Genomic DNA, 20,035 nt, shown 5'->3' on the forward strand with positions numbered 1-20,035 from the left:
ACGAAGCATTCTTTATCGGCGCTTTGGTGGAAGGGGTGGGGCGATGTCTCCCACGGTCTGTACTGCGGCTAACAGTCAGAAGCCAGCTTGAGGTCCCACCCACCCCTTCGAGTCCTACCATACAAGCCAGCCTGCTGGCGATAGCGGTGTATCGGTTACAACTGCATTGACTGATATGGCGCTATCGCGAGCAGGCTCGCTCCCACAGGTATGTTTGCAATGCCCGAAAATCAGTAAGCCCGGCCGAAGCCGGGCTGTGTGAGGGACTGCTGATATTCAGCTGATGGCATCGGCCGTACCGGTTTTGTCGAAACCATCGGCGGCGACGGTTTTGCCGATGTGGGTCTTGTCGAAACCGTCAGCGGCATAAGTGCCCGAATGGCTGGTTTCGATGGCAGCAGTGGCGCCGGAAATGAAATCGGCGGATTTGGTGCGGTCCGAACCATCGGCAGCGAAGGTGTTGGCGGCCAGTACGGACAGGGTCAGGGCAAGCATCAGTCGGGTTTTCATGGCGGTTACTCCGGATGGGTTGGCGTGTGTGTCTTGCATGGGTTTGATGCTACGCCAATTAAATTGATTAAAAAGTGCAAAATAATGCTAAAAACTATCGATTAACTTGATATTAAGGGCGGCGCATGTTTTTCGCTTTTTTCGCAAGAGCGAGCGTCGCGCAGGTCATCGATCAGGTAGGGGCAGGATGCGGTGGCGGGATTAATTAGTGATTAATCGATGTGCAAAGGGAGTCATGATCTGAAGACCGCGAAGCCCCATTCGCGGGCAGACTCGCTCCTGCAAGGGATTGGTGTCGACCACCGATCCAGTGTGTAAGCAAGCCTGCCCGCGAAGGGCCATCAACGCCACCGTTGCAGTGGCGCTGTAAAACCCGATCAGTCAGTCACGATGCGCGAATGCTTCTGGGTGTCTTTCATGGTGATGTACACCAGCAACGACACGGCAATGCACGCTGTCACGTACCAGTAGTAACCGGTTTCCATGCCGATGCTCTTGAACCACAGCGCGATGTATTCGGCGGTGCCGCCGAAGATCGACACGGTCAGTGCGTACGGCAGGCCGACGCCCAGGGCGCGGATTTCGGTCGGGAACAGTTCGGCTTTGACCACCGCGTTGATCGAGGTGTAGCCACTGACGATGATCAGCGCCGCCATGATCAGAAAGAACGCGCCCCACCAGGTCTGGATGGTGTGCAGTGTCATCAGGATCGGCACGGTGAAGATCGTCCCCAGCACGCCGAAAGCGATCAGGATCGGCCGACGCCCGATCTTGTCCGACAGGCCACCGATGATCGGTTGCAGGCACATGAACAGGAACAGCGTGGCAGCGGAGATGGTGGTCGAATCGGAAATGCTCATGCCCACCGTGTTCACCAGGTACTTCTGCATGTAAGTGGTGTAGGTGTAGAACGCCAGCGTACCGCCCATGGTTAGGCCGACCACGGTCAACAGCTCTTTGGGGTGGCGCATCAAGGTGCGCATGGCGCTTTCTTTGGACTTTTCTTTCTTGGTGAACGACTCGGTTTCTTCCATGCCACGACGCAGGTAGAGCGCAACCACGGCACACAGCGCGCCGATGGCGAACGGAATGCGCCAGCCCCACGCGTACAGTTGCTCAGTGGTCAGGGTGTTTTGCAGCACGATCAATACGCCCAGCGCGATGAGCTGGCCGGAGATCAAGGTCACGTACTGGAAGCTGGAGAAGAAGCCGCGACGTTCCTTGGTGGCCATTTCCGAGAGGTAAGTGGCCGAGGTGCCGTATTCGCCACCGACCGACAGGCCTTGCAGCAGACGGGCGAACACCAGCAGGATCGGCGCGCCGATGCCGATGGTTTCGTAGTTCGGGCTCAGTGCGATCAGCAGCGAGCCGAAGCACATCAGGTAGACCGAGGCCATCAGGGCTTTCTTGCGGCCGACCTTGTCGGCGTACATGCCCATCAGCCAGCCGCCGATCGGACGCATCAGAAAGCCAACGGCGAAGATCGCTGCGGTGTTCATCAATTGCGCAGTGGTGGAACCGGCGGGAAAGAAGGTTTTCGCGAAGTACAGCGAGAAGGCGGCATACACGTACCAGTCGTACCACTCGACCATGTTGCCGACGGAACCGCTGAAGATCGATTTGATCCGGCTGGCGGTGGTTCTTGCTTTGACCGGCGCAGCCGCCGACCCAAGTGGCAGGGCGTTGGAGTTATCCATTGAAGGATCCTTCGTTTAATTGTTTTTGTGGAGCGCGTCGAAACGCAGCCTGCCAGGGCTATAGCAGGAGCTGTGCCAACGGGGGGAAGGCCGGTTTAGAGGGGCTGACGGGAAGGGGTGAGCGGTATATCGCCGAAGGATTTGGTTTGATGAGCGGATTTCCGCTTATTGAGGCGCAAGCCGAAAGCCCCTCACCCTAGCCCTCTCCCGGAGGGAGAGGGGACTGACCGAGTGGTTTATTTGAAGTGTTTCGACCTGAGATACCGAGTGGAATACATATTCTGAATAGCATGCAGATCGGCTCCCTTTCCCCCTCGCCCCCTTGGGGGAGAGGGCTGGGGTGAGGGGGATGGTTCTCAGCCCCACAGAAAATCACTCCGCCAGAAACATCTCCCGACTCAACCGATGCCGCTGCATTTTTTCATTGAAGGTCCGGCGCGGCAGTTGCAGCTCCTCAAGCACCGCTTTTACGTCACCCTTGTGCCGGGTCAATGCCGCTCGCAGACATTGCGCCTCAAACGCTTCCTGCTGTGCGGCTAGCGATTGCCCGGGATCGATCCCCGGCACCGGTTCATCCAGCCCCAGTACCTGGCGTTCGGCAACGTTCGCCAGTTCGCGCACGTTACCCGGCCAGTCATGGCTGAGCAGGTGACTCAGCTGCGCGCCGCTCAACGGCGCAAAGGTGCGACCGAGGCGCTCGGCGGCCTGGCGGGCGAAGGTGTCGAACAGCAACGGAATGTCTTCGCGCCGCTCGCGCAACGGCGGCAGGCGCAGTTCGGCGACGTTCAGGCGATATGCCAGGTCTTCGCGGAAACGTCCGGCGCGCGCCTCGTCGAGCAGATCCGGTTTGGTCGCCGCGACGATACGCAAATCCACGCGAATGCTCTGGTTCGAGCCCAGCCGTTCCAGCTTCTGCTCCTGCAACACGCGCAGCAGTTTCACTTGCTGAGCCAGCGGCATGCTTTCGATCTCGTCGAGAAACAGCGTGCCGCCATCGGCGTATTCGAGTTTGCCGATGCGCTTGCCGGAGGCACCGGTGAACGCGCCGCTCTCGTGACCGAACAACTCGGCTTCGAACAGTTGCTCGGGAATCGCCGCGCAGTTCAGCGCCACGAACGGCTTGTCTGCGCGCGGGCCGAAATCATGCAGGCAGCGCGCGACCAGTTCCTTGCCGCTGCCGGTTTCGCCGCGGATCAGCACGTTGACCGGCAACGCGGCCAGATCCAGCACTTGCCGGCGCAGGGTCTGCAAACCACGGGAAACGCCGAGCAACGTCGTATCGAGTCTGGCGCGGTGGTCGGCCTGTTCGTGCAGCGCGCGGTTCTCCAGCACCAGACGACGCTTGTCCAGCGCCCGACGCAGGCTGCCAAGCAGGCTCTCCGGGCTGAAGGGTTTTTCCAGAAAGTCGTAGGCGCCGTCGCGCATCGCTTCGACCGCCATCGGCACATCGCCGTGGCCTGTGAGCAGGATCACCGGCAGATCGGCATCGCGTTTCTGCATTTCGGCCAACAACGCCAAGCCACCCATGCCGGGCATGCGCACGTCGCTGAGGATCACCCCGGCAAAGTGCGCCGGCAGGGCGGCGAGGCATTCTTCGGCGCGGCTGAACAGTTGCACCTCGAAGCCGGACAGGCTCAGCCACTGTTCGACGGCGCTGCGAATGCTGCTTTCGTCATCAACGACCATCACCGAATTGAGCATCAGATATGTGCCTCCAGATCGATCGGCAAAGTCAGGCTGAACACCGCGCCGGTGTCGCCATTCTCGGCGCTCAGGCGCCCGCCGGATTCATGCACGATCGCAAACGATACCGCCAGGCCAAGGCCCAGGCCATCACCCACCGGTTTGGTGGTGAAGAACGGGTCGAACACCTGCGCCAGATGTTCTTCGGCAATCCCGCCGCCATTGTCGCTGACGCTCAGGTGCCACAGTTGCTCATCGGCCTGCAGACGGATTTCCAGACGCTTGCAGGCTTTGCCGTGCATCGCATCCAGTGCGTTGCGCAGCAGGTTGATCAATACCTGTTCGAGGCGAATTGCATCACCGCGCACCCACGCCGGGCGGGTCAGGTGCAGCACCAGGCTGACCTGTTCGTCACGCAGCCGCGCATCGAGCAATTGCAAGGCTTGATCGACCACGGTCGCCAGATCGAGACGTTCGCGTAAACCGCTGGGGCTCTTGCGCGCGAAGGTCTTGAGATGACCGGTGAGGGCGGCCATGCGTGTGAGCATGTCGTCCACCGGTTTCAGCGCTTTGTAGGCATCGTCGACGCGGCCATGTTCGAGCAGCAGGCGCAGCGTCGCCAGCTGCATGCGCTGAGCGGTCAGCGGTTGATTGATTTCATGCGCGAGCGCGGCGGACATTTGCCCGAGCGCGGCCAGTTTGGCCGATTGCACCAGACCTTCCTGCGCGGTGCGCAGATCGCGGGTGCGTTCCTCCACCAGCCGTTCCAGCTCTTCGCGGTTGCGCTGGCGGATTTTCGACAGGCGCCAGCGCTGATTGAGAAACAGCAGCAGAAACACCACGGCGAGCCACACCCCGGCGGCGGCCAGCCCGGCATTGCGCAGGTCTTCGAACGCCACCTGCGGACGGCGCAGTAAATGCAGGGTCCAGCCTTCGGCGGCCAGCGGCAGCGATTCCCACAAATAATCGGCGGTGCCGTCCGGGCCTTCGACGCGGCGCAGCTCGCTGTTGTCATCGAAACGGCGCAGCGCCAGGTGGGTCAGCGGCAGCAACGATTGTTTGTCGTATTGCCGCGTGGCCTTGATCTCGGCCAGGTCGCTGGCGTTCAGCGGCCGCAGTGCGCGGTAGCGCCAGCCCGGCTGATTGGCGATGAAAATGATCCCGCGAGCGTCGCTGACCAGCAGCGTGTCGCTGCCCTGGCGCCACTCGCGCTCAAGCTCCGGGAATTCCAGCTTGACCACCATTGCGCCGAGAAACTCGTCGTTGTCGCCGAGCACCGCGCTGGAGAGGAAATAACCGGGAATCCCGCTGATCACGCCCACCGCATAAAAACGCCCGGTGCCTTGGGTGCGGGTCTGGCTGAAATACGGACGGAAACCATAGTTGTGGCCGACGTAACTGCTCGGCAGGCGCCAGTTGCTCGCGGCTACGGCCAGGCCGGTGCGATCGAGCAGTTCAAGGGTCGATGACTGCGCCGCGCCGTTGATCTTTTCCAGTTTCAGGTTCAGCGCCGCTTGTTCTTCGGCATCCACTGGACCTGCCAGCGCCGTACGCAGTTGCGGATCCAGCGCCAGCACGGCGGGCAGAGCGCGGTAGCGGTCGATCAGGGTGTGTAGCGAGTTGGCATACAACGCCAGTTGCTGGTTGGCGCGGGCGGCGTCTTCTTCCAGTGCCTGACGTTCGGCGTGACGGATGGCAAGCGTGGCGGCAAGCGCCGTGCCGGCGATGATCAGCAGGGTATACAACGACAGACGCAGGGTACGGGAAGTCGGCAGCATGCTGGGCGATGGGTCGGCAGGACGGGGGGGCACGATAGCATGGGTTGACGTGGCCCGCCGTGCTGTTGCCGCGGGCCACGGTGGTCATGCGGATGATTGCTCTGCCTGACGTCGACGCTGCAGATCCAGGCGTGGTTTAGGTACCGGTTTGCGGCTTGGTTCTTCTGTGATCGAGCGCTGCAGTTGTTGAATGCGTCCGGTAACTCCGTCGGCTTCGCTAGGCTCTTCAAACATTTGCTCTCCTGCTTTGAGCACTTGCTCGATTGCCTCGAACGGGTCGATGCCGCTTCTCGCCAGTTTCAGGATTTCGCGTTGTTGTTCCCCCACCAGCGGTTTGAACTGGTCATAGAACATATCCTGAAGAGGTTGCGAATAGCTGCTGAGGTTTTCGGTGAAGCGTTTGATCCCGTTGAGCAGTCTGGTGCTGTCATCCACCAGATCAGTCACCCCATCCACCACGCTTTGTGCGAGGTCCGCTCCCGACTGGGCGGCGTCGCTGACCGCTTGGGCACCATTTTTCAGTTCTTCGGTATGCAGAACTTCAGTCAGCTTCAAACCCTTTTTGAGAAAGTGGTAGCGCATGATCGGGATGGCAATGGCACCTATTACTGCGCCTGCAATACCTCCTATCAAGCCGCCGACCGCGGCACCGCTCGCTGCTCCGGCAGGGCCACCAGCCATGCCGACCAACCCCCCGACAAAGCTGCCTACTGTCGCGCCGACCCCTCCGGCAAATCTGGCGCCCTTATAAGCTGATCTCAATGCGTAGCCTGATTTGAGGAATTTTCCGAAGGTCAGGTTTGCACGCGTATCGTTGATCGATGCGTCTTCAGGGATGAGTCCGTCGAACTTGGTCGCCAACTCATGCAATTGACTGATCGAATCGCTGGTTTTCTTCGCTATGCCCACGAGCCCACGCAGACTGTCCGCCAAAGATTTCCACTGACCTGACGTATCGACGTAGAGCAAGGGATTGTTTGACACCATCGCATACAGATTCAACCCGTCCACATCCCCCGCAGGGTCCGCACTGACCCAGCGCTGCAACCACGGCGCGTAATAGCGCGCGCCGTAGTAATACAGCCCGCTGACATCCATCTCCTTGCCCGAATAACGCACGAACCTGTAGCTCACTTCCAGCGCTGATTGCGCGGCCATCCACGCCGTTTCACCAAACGGGTAATAACCCTCCTGACTGATCAGTTGCGCTTGTTGATCCAGTTCCATGACGCAGGAACCGAGGTGATCCTCAAGGCTGTAGCGCAGTTGATCGGCGTCGATGCCTTCGGGTTTGTTTGCCACCCAATGCAGGCAGCGCGCGCTGCCGACGCTGATGACGTGCAGCTCTTCGCCATTGTCTTTGGTGCGGATTTCCAGGTCCGGCAAGTAGCGCACCTGATGGAAGTGCTCGGTATTGGCGGCGAGATATTCGTGGCGTTTGAACACCCGCGCACCTTGGCTGTAAGTGTAGTGCTCGAGGTCATTAATCTGGCTCTCGCGTGCCACGAGGATCACCTGTTGCACTTCATCCCGCGCATTCCAGCTCAGAGGTCTGCCGGAATAGGCGGCCTGCTGATTGCCGTGGCGGTCGAACAGCGTGTCGAAGTCCGGTTCGCCATCGCCGGGTGTCCAGCGCACGCCGCGATTGCTTTGCGGATCGATGCGCATCTGCCGGGTGTAGCTATTGCCGGCGCGCACATGGCGCAGTTCGGTCAGGTTACCGCCGTGGTCGTACTGGTAGGTCTGGGTGTAGTTGAGGCGATTGTTCGGGTCGCCCGGTTGCGGCAGACCGGGAATGTCCGCGGGCGGTGCATCGTCATAACCGGTGGCGCTGATCAGTCGATACAGGGAGTCGTAGCTGAAGTCGCGGTGGCCGTCGATAAGCTGGTTGGCGAAATGGCGGGTCTCAAAATTGTGATCTTCGATGCGTGTGATGTTGCCGACGCGGTCGTAAAAATATTTGAAATCCTGCAGGACATCGCCGTTGCTTATGCGGCTGGACTGGGTGTGCAGACGGCCGTCCGCCGGGTCGTAGGTCCAGCGACTGCGCACATCGTTGCCGGCCAGTTGCTCAATGATCTGGTTGGCGGCGTTGTAGCGCATGTCCAGCAGCACTGCCTGCCAATCACCCACGCCACCGATGTGCAGGTGCGTTTGTTTGAGTTGTCCGGCCAGGCTGTAATGCGATCGTTGTCGGTGGCCGCCCGCGTCGGTCTGCTCCAGCAACATACCGAGCGGGCTGAACCGCCACTGGCTGGCGAACGCTTCGCCATCGTTGAAGGTGCGGGTTTCGCTCAGCGGCTGCGCGGCCAGTGAATAACTGTCCACCTGCAATGTGCCCGAGCAGTCGTGCTGCTCCACCAACTGCCCACGCAGATTATGTCCGCCGTCGGCGGTCGCATCGGCGTAGATGAACGTATCGACCACCTTGTTATTTTCCGCGAGCGCCACCACCCGAAGTTGCTCATCGAAGGTGCTGTGCCAACGGCTACCGCGCTCATCCCAGCGCTGCAACGGCTCACCCGCCAGCCCCGGCAGATTCAGGCGCCAGCCGGCATCGACACTGATGGATTTCAACGGCTTGCCGGCCAGTGAATACAAGGTGGTCACATTGGGACGGCAATCTGGACTGGATAAACGTGCATCGCGTTTTTCGATCACTTCACCGATTGCGTTATAAGACTGTTGGGTTACAAGACGTTCCACCACCGTATCGATGGTGTTGCGCAAGTAAGCGATGTGTCTGACAGTCAGGCCCCTGCCGTCTTTCGCGACCAGGTCTGGGGTACGAGAAGCGAAGCGGATATTTGTCATCCTTTTACCGCGCTTTTCTGCTGAATGTGTGACGCCGCCCTTGGCAGCAGCTCGAGGGTACGATTCATTTTGCCAAGCACGGCGGTTTCAATTTGAGTGAGACGATAACGAGTACCCTGGGCTGTCGCGATGTTTTCGCGCCCGAGGTCCTCCAGTTCTTCCAGCGCCAGATCAGACAACTCCTTCTGCGACTCGAGGAAATCGGCAACCACCTGAACACCTGCTTCTACGAGATCCAGGTCATGTTGCCCAAGTGAGTCGTTCAAAGCCTCGGTCACTTCGATAGTCAGGCGGAAAAAAGCCAGATACTTTTCCAGATTAGTGCCGTCTGTCAGCGCATCCGCGGCTCCGATAACACCAACGAGCGATGCCTCCTTATTGCCCTCAGTGGTGCGAGGGTCATATTTTTGGAACACTTCTTTTATTTTCGACGCCCAGCTTTTGGGCTGCACTTCCTTCTTCAAACGGCCCACATCGTAGTCGGCACCGTCAGGCATGAGTGCGTATCCATAGGCATTGTCTTCGCCAAGCCTGTCAATCTGCGCTCCTGTTACGTCAGCGGCGATCGCTGCTGCACCCATTCCGATACCTATCCCGGCGATGGGATTGAGCGTGACGGCTGTGCCGATGACGGTTCCCACTGTTGCCACCGTGCCTGCGGTGATGGCAGAAGCGAAAACGTTGAGAAAGGTGAGTGCCGCTCGCTTGCCGCTGGAGCGGTAAATATCTCTGGTCCTGTTCAAGTGGCCCAGTTGATAGATTGATTTGTCCAGCCTGCGTTCTACGGCGCCCAGCAGGGTTTCGTAGTCCTTGGTCACTGTTAATAACTCAGAAGGCGTGCGCTGTTGCCCTTGAACGTCGAAGTATCGCAACGGGTTATTTCCAACGAAGCCATACAGATTCAAGCCATCCACATCGCCGGCCGGATCTGCGCTTACCCAACGCTGCACCCACGGCGCGTAATAACGGGCACCGTAGTAATACAGCCCACTGATATCCATTTCCTTGCCCGAATAACGGACGAACCTGTAACTCACTTCAAGCGCTGAGCGTGCGGCCATCCACGCTGTTTCGCCAAACGGGTAATAGCCTTCCTGGCTGATCAGTCGGGCCTGTTGATCGAGTTCAATCACGCAGGAACCGAGGTGATCCTCAAGGCTGTAGCGCAGTTGATCGGCATCGATTTCTTGCGGTTTGTTCGCCACCCAATGCAGGCAACGCGCGCTGCCGACGCTGATGACGTGCAGTTCTTCGCCGTGGTCTTTCGTGCGGATTTCCAGGCCCGGCAAGTAGCGCACCTGATGAAAATGCTCGGCGTTGGCGGCCAGATATTCGTGGCGTTTGAAGACCCGCATCCCCTGGCTGTACTCGTATCGCTCGATATCGCACATCTGATGTTCGCGAGCGATCAGCGACACCTGTTGCACCTCATCGCGAACAGTCCAGAGCAGAGGTTTGCCGGCGTGAACGGCCTGTTGATTGCCGTGGCGGTCGAACAGCGTGTCGAAGTCTGGTTCGACGCCTTCTGCCCAGCGCACGGCGCGATTGCTGCGCGAGTCAACGTGCATTTTGCGCGTGTAGTTGTTGTCGGCGCGCACATGACGCAGTTCGGTCAGGTTGCCACCGTGGTCGTATCGATACGTCTGGGTGTAATTGAGGCGATTGTTCGGGTTGGTCGGTTGCGGCAGGCCGGGGATCTCTGAAAGAGGGGCGTCGTCGTACCCCGTGGCGCGGATCAGCCGGTAGAGCGAGTCGTAACTGAAATCGCGGTGGCCGTCGACGAGTTGGTTGGCGAAGTAATGGGGCTCGAACGCGTGATCTTCGATGCGCAGGATGTTGCCGACGCGGTCGTAAAAATATTCGAAATCCTGCAGCACATCGCCGCCGCTCTTGCGGCTGGACTGGGTGTGCAGGCGACCGTCGGCCGGGTCGTAAGTCCAGCGGCTGCGCACCTGATTGCCGGCCAGCTGTTCGATGATCTGGTTGGCGGCGTTGTACTGCGCATCCTGCAACACCGTTTGCCATTCGGTGTGGCCGTTGATCAGCAGATGCAATTGTCTGGGTTGCCCGGCCAGACCGTAGCGCGAGCGTTGTCGATGGCCGCCCGCGTCGGTCTGCTCCAGCACTGCGTCCAGCGGACTGAATACATATTGACTGCCAAGCGCTGCGCCATCATGGAAAGTGCGGGTTTCGTTCAGCGCCTGGCCGGCAAGCGAGAAGCTGTCCACTGTCAACGTGCCGGAGCGGTCTTCCTGTTTGAGCAATTGGCCGCGCTGATTGCGTCCGGCGTCAGCCAGTGCATCGGCATAGGTGAACGTATCGACCACCTCGTCGTTTTCAGCGAGCGTCAGCACGCGCAATTGCTCGTCGAAGGTCGAGCGCCAGCGTGTGTTGCGCTGGTCCCAGCGCTGCAACGGCTCACCGGCCAGCCCCGGCAAGTGCAGGCGCCACCCGGAGTCGACGCTGGCGGATCGCAACACCGTTCCGTTGAGGTGGTGAACAGAAGTCAGGGCCGGCACCTCGAGTCGCGGATCCCATTGCTCGATCAACCGTCCTGTGGGGTCATGATGCTGACGAGTGACCAGCGCGACGGGCGTATCAGCGGCCACGGCTCGCAGATACGCGACCTGCCGCACCGGCAAGCCACGCGCATCGCTGACCGCCAGCGCCGGCGTACGCCAATGCAGGTTGGCGGTCATCACCTTTGCGCCTTTGCCGACGGTGACGGTTCGGCGGTGTCGTTGAAATCCTCGCTGATGACATACCAGGGCGTTGGACATTCGCGAGCAATGTCGCCCTTGGCATTGAGCAGCCTGATCTTGCGGCCCAACGCGTCATAAAACAGCTGATCACAATGGCCCGATTCGCGCAGCGACTGGTCGTTGACGTAGCGGTGGGTATTGGCAAAGAACGGCCGGAACTGGCGCACCGGCAGGCCCTTGTTGTTGTATTCGACGCGTTCGCTGATGCGCCAGCGCGGGTCGGCATCGACTTCCTTGATCTGGCCATTCTCCACGATCAACGAGCCGTCTGCGCCCACCGCCCAGGCTTTGCCCGGATCAACCAGTTGCTGGGTCTGCAACGCCCGGCCGAAGCCATCGACGCAGGCCTTGATGATCTGGATCTGCGCCGGCTCCGGATCGTCGGGATAGCGGTCGGCACTGAGCATCACGCTGTGTACCGGTTCGCGATGCGCTGTCGTGATCGCTTCGTAAACGGCCTGCTCATCGGCTGTCAGGACGCTCTGGCGCCGCGCGAGTTGCCGTCGCGCGCTGGCTCTGATGTGGCCGCTGGGCAGGAGATAGCCGGCTTCGATCCACTTGCGCAGGTCGCCTTCGGCGAGTTGCCCCATCCAGCTGAACAGGTCCTTGCGCAGTGTGCTTGCCGCTTGCTGCACAGCAGCGACCGGATCGGCGATGGCGGTGTCAGGGAGCAGATCCTCTGGCCGGACATAGTCGCTAAGCGGTTTGAAACCTGCGGGGATACCGTTCTCGGTGCCATGGAAACTGATCGCCAGCGGCTGTCCCGAGGGTTCGTAAAGCGCCTCTTGAATATTGTCATTGGCATCGATGATGTTCCGCGGTTGCAGCGCGTGGTAGTCGAAGGTGACACGCGTGGTGCAGCCATCCGGCAACTCGACCAGCGTGACGGCCAGTCCATGAACGTCATATTCGGCGCGGGTGTAACCGTGGCTGAGCGTTTCGCGGTAGCGGCGGACTTTGTAGAAGCCCTCAAGGCCGGCATATTCGGCGTAGCCGTAACAGGCGGACCAGAGGTTCTGCTCGTCATCGGGTGGCGAGTCATCGAACAGAAACGGCATGGGTTCGTAACCGATTTTCGCCAGCTCAAGCCGTATATCGATGCCCAGAGCGGGATCGCTGTAGGCATCCAGCGCAGTCTTGTCCAGCTGTGCCAGTTCCAGCGGCCCGGACAATGCTGCGAACCCCGCCACGCCATCGGGTAGCGGATCACCGTTCGTATCGACATAGCGCTGCACCGACTGATTGGTCAACACGCGCTCGGCGTTCCAGTGCGTGGAACCCTCCTCAACGATCAGGCATTCATAGGTGATCTGCGCCGGGTCCAGCCCACCCGGCAGCGGGAGCTTGGGCAACACCAATGCATTGCCACGCTGTTGATAAGGCAAACCGAGGCGCCAGTGATCCGGCTCCAGCAGATCAATGAATCGCGCGCGCATTTCATTTACGTAGTAGCACTGCTGACACGGGTCGTGGGCGTCACGCCACCAGCGCTGTTCGTCGGGATCACTGAACGGAGGCGTGTCGGTTTCGATAAGCCGACGGGCATAGCTGACCGTCAGTGAATGGGTCGGTTGGCCGTGGACGTTGGAGCGCAGGTTGAGCGTTTTGCGGCACAGCGGATCATCGACAAAACGGTCGTACTGGTAATCGATGCTTTCCAGTAGCAGGGGTAACAGCACGGCGGCGCCATAAGCACCTTGCGGGCGTACTTCGCGGACCCGGTAACGCAGTTCCTGGACAATGAACGGGACGGCGATGCCGGGCACGTCCAGATCGGCTGCGGCCCAGGTTTCGCTGCGCAATACCGAACCGACCAGTGCTCGGGCGATCTGGTAACGAGTGTCGTCATTCGCGGGATCGATCGTTTCATCGACGTCATCATTGAGGTGATAACGACTGAACAAGGTATTACCCAACGGCACTGCGCTTGCGTCCCGATTGAAATAGTCATCGCGCGGCAGATCCAGCGATTGCCCGGTGTGAAACCAGGTGCAGACGCACACGGCTTCACTGAAACCGACATCATCGTCACTCGAGGCACTTTCGCTGTCGGTCTGCGATAACTGGCCGAAACAGCGGAACTCGCGTTCACGACTGTCGTACATGCCTTCGCGCCAGGTGAAGGACTGGGTCAGGCAGTTGCCAGTGATTTCATCGAGTTGCCGCTGTTTTTTCACCACCGGCACCGGGAAGGGTAAATGGCAGACCGGCAGGCGTTTGAGCGTCAGCAAGCGATGCTTCTCATCCAGCCATTCCTGCGCCGAGCTGCGGTAGAACACCTCGGCGCTGCAACCCATGTTGTTGTTGCTGTGGGTCAGCAGATAGGGCTTGGCCGCAACGAAATCATAGCGCCAGTGCTGCGGCTGCATGTGAGGCACCGTGAGGATCAGGCTGGCACAGCCGAGGCCCTGCAGGTCGGCGAAACTGACTTGGGTGAAGCGGTCATAGCGCACGCCGGCCGGCCACGGCACGCTGATCGGGATCTGCTCTACGCCATTGCCGCCGCGGTTCAGGTAGATATCGAAGGCGTCGGAGCGCAGATAGATCAAGGCTGTCGCGCCAGACCCGTCGAGATCGGCCAGGCGCACACGGGAGGCATCGAATTGCTCGTAGGCAAAGGGCAGATCGCTGATCTTGCGGCCCTTGCCGAAGCGGCCATGGCCGAGGTTCGGCCAGCAACGAATTTCGTCGTGACGAATCCGGCACAGTTCGGGCATGTCGCTGCCTAGCAGGTTGCCCAGCAGCACCAGTTCCGAAGGCGAGTCACTGAACAGCGGCAGGCGGTCATCATCGGGTTCGTGCGCGACTTCTTCAGCGGCGGCGAAGCCATGTTCGCGCCGGTTGGCGAAGACCTTGACCGAGCGCGGGCTGATCAAACCGATCGAGAGCAGGCCGTCGCCACTGAAGTCACCGCGAACCGAGTGTGGATTGAAAAAATCCAGCGGGAAAGCGGGGAACGGCACGAAGTCGGCAAACACCTGTTGCGCGGTCAGGGTGCGAAAACCGCTGCTGCCCGGCTGTGCCGTGATCCAGTCCAGACGTCCGTCACCGGTCAGGTCAGTCAGCAGTTGTTGCACTGCGCGGTTACGGTTGGCCACGGGGATCCGCTCCAGTGCGGTCCATGGCCCGTAGGCAAGGTCGTCCGTGCCCTTGGCGGCCCGCAGCGGTTCGCGGTAATACCAGCTCTGGTCATAACGACACAGAAAGCCCGGCAGCCCTTCGCCAAAGAGGTCCACGCACTGGTAGAAACCACCGTCTTCGATCCCTGGCTGGACTTGCTGTTCGAACAGGCGCGTTGGGGTGTTATCGAGTTCGAAAGGGCTGTAATCGAACTCGACCGGCGGGGTGTCCTCGACCAGGCCATTGGCATCGAACGTCTGGTAGTGAGCCGCGCTGATCTGGCTGAAAGCCCATTGCCCGGTGTTTTGGGGCTGGCGATATTCCAGCAGCAGGCGGCGTGCGAGTTTTTTTGGCTCGCCTTTTTCAGCCGGCACGTGATGAAACATCAATACTTGCCGGCAGAGGCGGCGGGTGCCCAGTTCGAAGCCTTGGCCATGGGTGAAGAAACCGTCCGCTCGCAACGTCCACTGTTCGACGGCTTCACCGTCATAGACCGGAATCCCGGTTAACGAAGTGCTGCGTTCGCCGTAGTCGAACAGCAGGTGGAAGTACCAGTCGAGTTCGCCGGGGCTGGTTGTACCCCAGCTGTACAGCTCACTGCTGGCGATCGAGTTGCCATAACACACCCGCTGCAGATATCGCTGCGCGCGGTAGTCGTGCAGCGGGTCGGCTTCCTGGTCATCGGCCTTGTACTCGTAATAGATGTGATGACCGTGAGTGTTCATGCTTTCGCACAGCAGCCAAGCGCTGATTCGCTGCGGGTCATCGGGATCGGCGCGACGTGAAGCGGCGGTTTTGCCGTAAAGGTGCAGCGAACCGTCAGCACCGTGAATCAACCAGAAAACCGATGCATCCTCGACCTGGGTCCAGCGTTCGCGCAAGGCGAAATCGCTTTCGATTCGCGGCCAGTAGCGCACCACCCGGTGCAAGCCGATGGGGGTGCCGTTGTAGGTGCTTTCTTCGCGCAATTGAAGGTCGCCGTCATCATTCAGCTCCGGCATCCACACTTCGCCGTCGTGACCGATGATTTCATCGTGATCGGTGTAGCGCGGCACACCTTTGTTGGTGCGACGACTGATCTGACCGACGCCGAGCAGATTCCAGCCGATGCCAAAATTACCGTTGCCGCTCTGGCTGCTGTAGCTCAACGCCAGCGTCGGGCTCCACACATCTGCGGTCGACAGAGGAATTGGCAGTTCAAACGACGCCGCACCGGTCGGCCCGACGCTGCCCCAGCTTTTGCCGACGGTCGCGATCGACGCGCTGCTGGCGATGGAGGGCGTAACGATGCTCAGGTCTTGTGGCTCAGCCATGGTCTAATCCATTGCGCGCAGGTTGGGCGTGAATGGATCGACGCTAACAAGAAACGCCGAAAAATGGACCTGTCAGATCTGACAGGTGCGCAAGACTGTTTTGTGTGCTTGAGAGGGTTTTTAATCGCCAAATGCATGCAGATGAAAAAACGGCCGGGTCATCGCTATGGATGAGCCGGCCGTTTTGATTCGGGCAAAGCGCTTACTGCACTTCTACCGCCAGGCTCTCGCTGATCTTCTGTTGCCAGATCGCAGGACCGGTGATGTGTACCGACTCGCCTTTGCTGTCCACTGCTACGGTGACCGGCATGTCCTTGACCTCGAACTCGTAGATCGCCTCCATGCCCAGCTCGGCAAACGCCAGCACCTTGGATTTCTTGATCGCCTGGGCGACCAGATAAGCGGCGCCGCCGACAGCCATCAGGTACACGGCCTTGTTGTCCTTGATCGCTTCGATCGCGGTCGGGCCGCGCTCCGACTTGCCAATCATGCCCAACAGGCCGGTCTGCTCAAGGATCTGCCGGGTGAACTTGTCCATCCGCGTTGCGGTGGTCGGGCCAGCCGGGCCCACCACTTCGTCACCGACCGGATCGACCGGGCCGACGTAGTAGATGAAGCGGCCCTTGAGGTCGACCGGCAGGGTTTCACCCTTGTTGAGCATCTCGACCATGCGCTTGTGCGCAGCGTCGCGACCGGTGAGCATCTTGCCGTTGAGCAGCACGGTTTCGCCCGGTTTCCAGCTTTGCACGTCTTCCGGGGTCAGGGTGTCGAGGTTGACGCGACGGGCCGACGGGCCGGCTTCCCAGACGATTTCCGGGTAGGCGTCCAGCGGTGGCGCTTCCAGCGAGGCCGGGCCGGAACCATCAAGCACGAAGTGCGCGTGACGGGTAGCGGCGCAGTTGGGGATCATGCACACCGGCAAGGAGGCGGCGTGGGTCGGGTAATCCATGATCTTCACGTCGAGCACGGTGGTCAGGCCACCGAGGCCCTGGGCGCCGATGCCCAGCTGGTTGACCTTCTCGAACAGCTCCAGACGCATTTCTTCGATACGGTTCTGCGGGCCGCGGGCCTTCAGTTCGTGAATGTCGATGGACTCCATCAACACTTCCTTGGCCATCACCGCAGCTTTCTCGGCGGTGCCACCGATGCCGATGCCGAGCATGCCCGGCGGGCACCAGCCGGCGCCCATGGTCGGAACGGTCTTGAGCACCCAGTCGACGATCGAGTCGGAGGGGTTGAGCATGGCCATTTTCGACTTGTTCTCGGAACCGCCGCCCTTGGCCGCCACGTCCACTTCCACGGTGTTGCCCGGGACGATGGAGTAGTGAATCACGGCCGGGGTGTTGTCCTTGGTGTTCTTGCGCGCGCCTGCCGGGTCGGCGAGGATCGAAGCGCGCAGGACGTTTTCCGGCAGGTTGTAGGCGCGACGCACGCCTTCGTTGATCATGTCGTCCAGGCCCATGGTGGCGCCATCCCAACGCACGTCCATGCCGACACGCACGAACACGGTGACAATACCGGTGTCCTGGCAGATCGGACGGTGGCCGGTGGCGCACATGCGCGAGTTGATCAGGATCTGCGCCATCGAATCACGGGCCGCTGGCGATTCTTCGCGCAGGTAGGCTTCGTGCATCGCCTGGATGAAATCCACGGGGTGGTAATAGGAAATGAACTGCAGGGCGTCGGCAACGCTCTGAATCAGGTCGTCTTGCTTGATCACGGTCATGAGTCGCGCTCCTCTAAAACACGATGGGGCAGCTACAAGCTTCTAGCTTCGAGCGGCAAGTTAAGCATTACGCGGACAGCTTGAGCTTGCCGCTTCAGGCTTGCGGCTTGTAGCTGTCCCTTTGTGGCGCGACGCTAAAAAGGCGCGGCAGTATACCGCGCATCTAAGGGGCGTACACGCGTCGGCGGTCATTCGTTGGTCGCATGGGTGGGCGAATATCGGACATGGGGATGCGTTTCGACGGCGGCCCCTCACCCCAGCCCTCTCCCGAGGGAGAGGGAGCCGATTTTCGTGTGGTTCAATGGTGTGTTCGGCTTGGAAAGGAGCGGATCTTCGTGTCGTCAGAACCTGAGTCCGACGCGGTATTCAAGGTCGGCGCTGTTCGAACAGTCGACTCGGTCAGTCCCCTCTCCCTCCGGGAGAGGGCTAGGGTGAGGGGCTTTTGAAGTCAAACACAGGACACACTTTTGACGCCATTTTCCCGGCCCGAAAATCGGTGGTCATTTAGCGACCGGGCCTCTAAAGTGGCAACCGGTCTGTAGAGTAGGACACTCGGTCAGCTTCTTATCGCACGGTGAGTCAACGATTGACCCATAACGCCATTCAACGTCTTTTGCTCAAACGCTTCGCCCTCGCTGCAGCCACCTACGGATTGGCTTTGCTGCTGCTGTGGCTGGCGTTTTTTACCGGACACTACGAGCAATCCCTCAGCGCCGTGAGCATCGGCAGCGCCCTGGTGGTCATCAGCCAGGCGGTGCTGTTCGCCTTGTTCTGGAGCGGGCGCAACCTGCGTTTCGCCGATCCCAGCCTGACCGAAGCGCAGGTGTTGCTCGGGCTCGGCTGGCAGACCTGGCTGATCGCCCATCTGGATCAAGCCCGCAGTGTCTTCCTGGTGTTTTACGTGATCATCCTGTTGTTTGGGCTGTTCCATCTCAGCCGGCGCGCGTTCGTTCGTTGTGCCTTGCTGGTGTTCTTCAGTTTCAGTGCGATCACTCTGTGGGACGGTTACCAGTTGCGCCTGCGCGAGCCGGCGCTCGCCGCGTTGCAGGTGTGCGTACTGGCGCTGGTGCTGGCGTGGCTGGTGCTGTATGCGCGCTTCGTTCAGGTCTCGCGGCAACGCCAGCGCCAGCGCCGGTTTGCCTTGCAGGCGCATCAGGACACCTTGCGCGGGATGATGCGCCAGCTCGAAGATCTGGTCGCCACCGATGAGCTGACCGGGCTGTTCAACCGCCGGCACTTTCTGCGCCTGGCCTCGCGCGAACTCAATGCGATGGACAGCGATGTCGTGCATGGCCTGGCCTTGATCGACCTCGACCATTTCAAACGTATCAACGACCTGCACGGTCATGCGGCCGGCGATCAGGTATTGCAAGCCTTCGCCGGGGTCGCCCAGGCATGCCTGCGCGACGGCGATGTGCTGGCGCGTTATGGTGGCGAGGAATTCGTTGTGCTCCTGCCCGATTGCGACGCCGAGCGGCTGACCGCGTGCTGCGAGCGCCTGCGTATTGCCTTTACCGATGTGGAACTGGTGGGATTGAATGTGCGCAATCTCAGTTTGTCGGCCGGCATGACCCTGCTGGGTCTGGGTGATGATCTGGACGACGCCTTGCAGCGCGCCGATCAGGCGCTGTACCGGGCCAAGCGCGACGGGCGCAATCGCTGTTCTGCGGCGTGGGAGAACGTCGATGCCTGAATTGCGCGTCGGTGACCGCCACTGGGCAGTGGAGGCGGGCAGCAACCTGCTCGATGCGCTCAACCAGAGCGGCGTTGCGGTGCCTTACAGCTGCCGCGCCGGCAGTTGTCACGCCTGTCTGGTGCAGTGCGTGCAAGGCCTGCCAGCCGATAATCGACCGGACGCCCTCAGCGCCGAGCAACGTCAGGACGGCTGGCGCCTGGCCTGCCAGTGTCAGGTGACCGAGGATCTAGAGGTACACACCTTCGACCCGATCACCGACGGTCGCCCGGCCGCGGTCGAGGCTCTGGACTGGCTCAGCGACAACGTCCTGCGGCTGCGCCTGACCGCGCAACAACCGCTGCGCTACAGCGCCGGACAGCATCTGGTGTTGTGGCTCGGGCAGATTGCGCGGCCCTATTCGCTGGCGAGCCTGCCGCAAGAGGACCGTTTTCTTGAATTCCACCTCGATTGCCGCGAGCCCGGTGAGTTCAGCGATGCCGCTCGAAAACTGCAGCTCGGCGACCCGGTCCGCCTCGGCGAACTGCGCGGTGGGGCATTGCACTACGACCCGGACTGGCACGACAGACCTTTGTGGTTGCTGGCCGCCGGAACGGGGCTGGGCCCGTTGTTCGGTGTGCTGCGCGAAGCGTTGCGGCAGGATCATCAGGGCGCCATCCGCGTCATTCACCTGGCCCATGACGAACGCGAACACTATCTGGCCAAACCCCTGGCGGCGCTGACTGCACAGCGCGAAAACCTCAGCGTCGAGCTGTGGACGGCGGCCGAGTCAGCCGCCGCTTTGGCGCAACTGCGCCTTGTTTCCCGGCAAACCCTGGCCTTAGTCTGCGGCTCGACCGCCAGTGTCGACGCCTTCGCCCGGCGCCTGTATCTGGCTGGATTGCCGCGCAACCAATTGCTGGCCGACGTATTCCTCAGCCGTGGTTGAGCGCTGATTTT

General features: G+C 60.6%; 10 protein-coding genes. 2 read left to right on the forward strand and 8 right to left on the reverse strand.

Going from position 1 to position 20,035, the window contains the following annotated elements; translation table 11 throughout:
- Nucleotides 1-276 precede the first annotated feature (276 nt).
- The 8 genes from ACGSLL_RS23540 to ACGSLL_RS23575 all read right to left on the reverse strand — a co-directional run bounded on the left by ACGSLL_RS23540 (nucleotide 277) and on the right by ACGSLL_RS23575 (nucleotide 17,403).
- On the reverse strand, nucleotides 277-510 hold the full coding sequence (locus tag ACGSLL_RS23540; RefSeq protein WP_394508134.1) for a hypothetical protein: 234 nt from the start codon (nucleotides 508-510) through the stop codon (nucleotides 277-279).
- Between the two features lie 377 nt (nucleotides 511-887).
- Nucleotides 888-2,207, reverse strand: coding sequence for an MFS transporter (locus tag ACGSLL_RS23545; protein ID WP_203419280.1), 1,320 nt, complete (start codon nucleotides 2,205-2,207; stop codon nucleotides 888-890).
- A gap of 372 nt (nucleotides 2,208-2,579) precedes the next feature.
- Nucleotides 2,580-3,908, reverse strand: a complete 1,329-nt coding sequence (locus ACGSLL_RS23550; RefSeq protein ID WP_394508135.1) for a sigma-54-dependent transcriptional regulator — start codon at nucleotides 3,906-3,908, stop codon at nucleotides 2,580-2,582.
- Nucleotides 3,908-5,668 carry an ATP-binding protein gene (locus ACGSLL_RS23555; RefSeq protein ID WP_394508136.1) on the reverse strand — a complete coding sequence of 587 codons (1,761 nt, stop codon included), beginning with the start codon at nucleotides 5,666-5,668 and terminating at the stop codon, nucleotides 3,908-3,910. Before ACGSLL_RS23555 ends, ACGSLL_RS23550 begins: the two co-directional genes overlap by 1 nt.
- Before the next feature lie 84 nt (nucleotides 5,669-5,752).
- Nucleotides 5,753-8,482 carry an RHS repeat domain-containing protein gene (locus ACGSLL_RS23560; RefSeq protein ID WP_394508137.1) on the reverse strand — a complete coding sequence of 910 codons (2,730 nt, stop codon included), beginning with the start codon at nucleotides 8,480-8,482 and terminating at the stop codon, nucleotides 5,753-5,755.
- Nucleotides 8,479-11,181 carry an RHS repeat-associated core domain-containing protein gene (locus tag ACGSLL_RS23565; RefSeq protein ID WP_394508138.1) on the reverse strand — a complete coding sequence of 901 codons (2,703 nt, stop codon included), beginning with the start codon at nucleotides 11,179-11,181 and terminating at the stop codon, nucleotides 8,479-8,481. Before ACGSLL_RS23565 ends, ACGSLL_RS23560 begins: the two co-directional genes overlap by 4 nt.
- Nucleotides 11,181-15,677 (reverse strand): SpvB/TcaC N-terminal domain-containing protein, encoded by a 4,497-nt coding sequence (locus tag ACGSLL_RS23570; protein WP_394508139.1) that lies wholly within the window; start codon nucleotides 15,675-15,677, stop codon nucleotides 11,181-11,183. Before ACGSLL_RS23570 ends, ACGSLL_RS23565 begins: the two co-directional genes overlap by 1 nt.
- A gap of 202 nt (nucleotides 15,678-15,879) precedes the next feature.
- A complete protein-coding gene (locus ACGSLL_RS23575) occupies nucleotides 15,880-17,403 on the reverse strand; it encodes a fumarate hydratase (RefSeq protein ID WP_007916251.1) in 1,524 nt (507 codons plus the stop codon).
- Between the two features lie 586 nt (nucleotides 17,404-17,989).
- On the opposite strand from ACGSLL_RS23575, the gene ACGSLL_RS23580 reads away from it, so the two are divergent.
- Entirely contained in the window at nucleotides 17,990-19,096 is a 1,107-nt protein-coding gene (locus ACGSLL_RS23580) for a GGDEF domain-containing protein (protein ID WP_394508140.1), read from the forward strand.
- Nucleotides 19,089-20,024: an iron-sulfur-binding ferredoxin reductase gene (locus ACGSLL_RS23585; protein ID WP_394508141.1), complete on the forward strand. Its 936-nt coding sequence runs from the start codon at nucleotides 19,089-19,091 to the stop codon at nucleotides 20,022-20,024. The genes ACGSLL_RS23580 and ACGSLL_RS23585 overlap by 8 nt, the downstream gene beginning before the upstream one ends.
- The last annotated feature ends 11 nt before the right edge of the window (nucleotides 20,025-20,035 follow it).

The organism is Pseudomonas retamae (assembly GCF_043496865.1).
In the GTDB taxonomy this organism is placed as follows: domain Bacteria; phylum Pseudomonadota; class Gammaproteobacteria; order Pseudomonadales; family Pseudomonadaceae; genus Aquipseudomonas; species Aquipseudomonas retamae.

Excerpts from the sequence above, each read along its gene's own strand:
- ACGSLL_RS23575 (WP_007916251.1), bottom strand. The coding sequence starts at position 17,403 with ATGACCGTGATCAAGCAAGACGACCTGATTCAGAGCGTTGCCGACGCC.
- ACGSLL_RS23570 (WP_394508139.1), bottom strand. The coding sequence starts at position 15,677 with ATGGCTGAGCCACAAGACCTGAGCATCGTTACGCCCTCCATCGCCAGC.
- ACGSLL_RS23550 (WP_394508135.1), bottom strand. The coding sequence starts at position 3,908 with ATGCTCAATTCGGTGATGGTCGTTGATGACGAAAGCAGCATTCGCAGC.
- ACGSLL_RS23540 (WP_394508134.1), bottom strand. The coding sequence starts at position 510 with ATGAAAACCCGACTGATGCTTGCCCTGACCCTGTCCGTACTGGCCGCC.
- ACGSLL_RS23585 (WP_394508141.1), top strand. The coding sequence starts at position 19,089 with ATGCCTGAATTGCGCGTCGGTGACCGCCACTGGGCAGTGGAGGCGGGC.
- ACGSLL_RS23555 (WP_394508136.1), bottom strand. The coding sequence starts at position 5,668 with ATGCTGCCGACTTCCCGTACCCTGCGTCTGTCGTTGTATACCCTGCTG.
- ACGSLL_RS23565 (WP_394508138.1), bottom strand. The coding sequence starts at position 11,181 with ATGACCGCCAACCTGCATTGGCGTACGCCGGCGCTGGCGGTCAGCGAT.
- ACGSLL_RS23545 (WP_203419280.1), bottom strand. The coding sequence starts at position 2,207 with ATGGATAACTCCAACGCCCTGCCACTTGGGTCGGCGGCTGCGCCGGTC.
- ACGSLL_RS23560 (WP_394508137.1), bottom strand. The coding sequence starts at position 8,482 with ATGACAAATATCCGCTTCGCTTCTCGTACCCCAGACCTGGTCGCGAAA.